This is a genomic window from Candidatus Pantoea communis, from assembly GCF_011752685.1.
Taxonomy (GTDB): domain Bacteria; phylum Pseudomonadota; class Gammaproteobacteria; order Enterobacterales; family Enterobacteriaceae; genus Pantoea; species Pantoea communis.
In genome coordinates this window covers 1-2,606 of the sequence record NZ_VWXC01000051.1, presented here as the reverse complement: position 1 = coordinate 2,606, position 2,606 = coordinate 1, and the positions used below count along the sequence as shown (strand labels likewise).

Genomic DNA, 2,606 nt, shown 5'->3' with positions numbered 1-2,606 from the left:
TTCGTGGAAGATCTCGCCCCTAAGATTCGTGAAATGGCACCCGTGTTGGGCGAGTTACTGACCGGGTTAATCGTGAAAGAAGCGGGCGGCGGTGACAAGGTTGTGGCTTATGGCAAAAGCGCCGTCGTCGGTCTCAATGGCGAACTGGAACACGCGTCAGCGCTGATTCATACCCTGCATTTCGGCAACCATTACCGCTCAGCGGTAAAGGGTAAAACCTATCTGGCCTTTAACAACACACGCGGTCCAGCCAATACGCCCATTCTGGTGCCGATGATGGGCACCGATGATGAAGGCACGCGCGAGCACTACCTCACCATGCAGTTCAACATCAATGATGCGCCATTCAGCGATGAGATTGTGATCGCGTTGGGCGCGGCACTGGGCGGCCGTCCGCATCATCGTATCGGCAACCGTTATCTTGACCTGAAAGAGTTAGGCCATGACCAGAAAAACCCAGCAGCTATCTGAGTTAGGTCTCCAGGTGAGTTACCTGGAGGCTGGACAAGGCACGCCGCTGGTGTTGATCCACGGCGTCGGCATGAACGCTGACGCCTGGTTCCCGCAAATGGACGTGCTGAGTCGCTATTTCCGCGTGATCGCGGTGGATATGCCGGGACATGGCGAAAGCAGCGGTTTTCGCCATCCCGCCACCCTGAAAGATTACGTGCAGTGGCTGGCCCTGTTCCTGAAGACACAACCGGAATCCAGTTTTGCCGTGGCCGGACACTCGATGGGCGCACTGATCACCGCCGGTATCGCCATCGATTATCCGCAGCTGGTGAATCACGCGATTGTGATGAGCGGCGTGTTTAAACGTAACGACACTGCACGTAACGCCGTGCTGCAGCGGGCACAAGAGCTGGCCAGCGGCAATGTGCGGCTCGATGCTCCGCTGGATCGCTGGTTCAGTGACGATCACCACGAACAGCCCCTGCGTAAAAAAGTGGGCGCGTGGTTGCAGCAAGTGAATCTCGGCGGCTATGCCCGCGCCTATCAGGCGTTTGCGGCCGGAGATCGCTTTTATTCAGAACGCTGGAACGAAATGCAATGTCCGGTGTTGGTGATGACCGGTGAACTGGATGCCAATTCGAATCCAGACATGACGCGCCAGATGGCCCAGGCCGCGCGCCAGGGGCAGGCGGTGGTGGTCGCTAACGCTAAACACATGTTGAACCTGACGGATGCCGACCGCGTGAACGAAGAGATTTTATCGTTCCTCAATCCGGTTGCTGCCGCCGTCACGCAAAAAGAGCCTCTAAAGGAGTAACTTATGGACGCAGATAAACGCAGACAGTTACGCGACGCCTTTGGCGCCTTCATGACCGGTGTCACTGTGGTCACCACCAACGATGCGCAGGGGCAGCCGATTGGTTTTACCGCCAATTCGTTTTCTTCGGTATCGCTCGATCCCGCGCTGCTGCTGGTGAGCATCGATAAGCGCTCCGCCAATTTCGACAACTTCACTCAGTGCCCGCATTTCGCTATTAACATCCTGGCGGAGCAGCAGAAAGAGACGTCGAACATCTTCGCGCAGAAGATTGCCGATCGCTTCTCATTGGTGAAGTGGCGTAAAGGGGAGTTCAACACGCCGCTGCTGGATGACAGCTCCGCCTGGTTTGAATGCGCGATGCATCAGGTGGTGGATGCCGGTGACCACGCGATCCTGATCGGCAAAGTTGAGCAGTTCGATTCCTGCGGCACCCCGGGGCTGGGCTACTATCGCGGCGCGTACTTCACGCCTTATCAGAATGCCGAGTCTCTGATTGCCGGTCCTAACGTGGTGGTCAGTGCGTTGATTGAATCGGCGGGCCAGGCGCTGGTGGTGAAAAAAGAGAATGGTTACGGCCTGCCGTCGCAAACGGTGAATAACCGCAGCGTCAGTGACACCCTGAAGCAGGTGTTCGATGGACTTAACATCGAAGCCAGCCCGGGTTTTGTCTACTCCATTTGGGAAGACCGCCAGAAGAAACAGCAGCATATCGTGTTCCTCTGCGCGCAACCAACCGGCAGCACCTTGCCAGCGGTGCTGCAGGGCGAATGGGTGGATGTCCACACGCTGGCACAACTGCCGGTGCCGGACAGCGCGTTGAAATCGCTGGTGGATCGCTTTATCCGCGAAAATGCCGTCGGTAATTACGGCCTTTATTACGGCGATGAAGTTGAGGGCTCAGTGCGCCACTTCTTTACTCCGTCTCATCAGGAGGTGGTATGAAACTTTCCCTGTTCCTGCATATGGAACGCGTGTCAGCGGATGACGCGCAGGACCAGCTGTACGATGAAATGATGGAACTGTGTGAAATCGCGGATAAAGGCGGTTTGCACGCTATCTGGACCGGCGAGCACCACGGCATGAATTTCACCATCGCGCCGAACCCATTTATCAATCTGGTGGATATCGCCAGCCGCACGCAAAACGTGCGTCTGGGCACTGGCACCATCATTGCGCCATTCACCCATCCGATCCGCCTGGCGGGCGAAGCGGCAATGACGGACTTGATCACCAAAGGGCGTCTGGATCTCGGGATTGCACGCGGTGCGTACTCCTATGAATACGAGCGTCTGATGCCGGGAATGGATGCCTGGGAAGCGGGCCAGCGTATGCG

General features: G+C 56.9%; 4 protein-coding genes. All 4 read left to right on the top strand.

The genetic code is table 11. The features are described from left to right. Positions 1-471, top strand: a 471-nt coding sequence (locus F3J37_RS27750; protein ID WP_166936831.1) for an amino acid synthesis family protein, incomplete at its 5' end; no start/stop codon positions are given. Continuing rightward, positions 443-1,270 (top strand): alpha/beta fold hydrolase, encoded by an 828-nt coding sequence (locus F3J37_RS27745; protein WP_034827624.1) that lies wholly within the window; start codon positions 443-445, stop codon positions 1,268-1,270. The genes F3J37_RS27750 and F3J37_RS27745, both read left to right, overlap by 29 nt. Before the next feature lie 3 nt (positions 1,271-1,273). Continuing rightward, positions 1,274-2,215 (top strand): flavin reductase family protein, encoded by a 942-nt coding sequence (locus tag F3J37_RS27740; RefSeq protein WP_034827621.1) that lies wholly within the window; start codon positions 1,274-1,276, stop codon positions 2,213-2,215. Continuing rightward, the coding region (locus tag F3J37_RS27735) for an LLM class flavin-dependent oxidoreductase (protein ID WP_166936829.1) at positions 2,212-2,606 on the top strand (395 nt) is incomplete at its 3' end. The genes F3J37_RS27740 and F3J37_RS27735, both read left to right, overlap by 4 nt.

What these genes read in the sequence shown, in the direction of transcription:
- F3J37_RS27745 (WP_034827624.1), top strand. Translation starts at nt 443, where the DNA reads ATGACCAGAAAAACCCAGCAGCTATCTGAGTTAGGTCTCCAGGTGAGT.
- F3J37_RS27740 (WP_034827621.1), top strand. Translation starts at nt 1,274, where the DNA reads ATGGACGCAGATAAACGCAGACAGTTACGCGACGCCTTTGGCGCCTTC.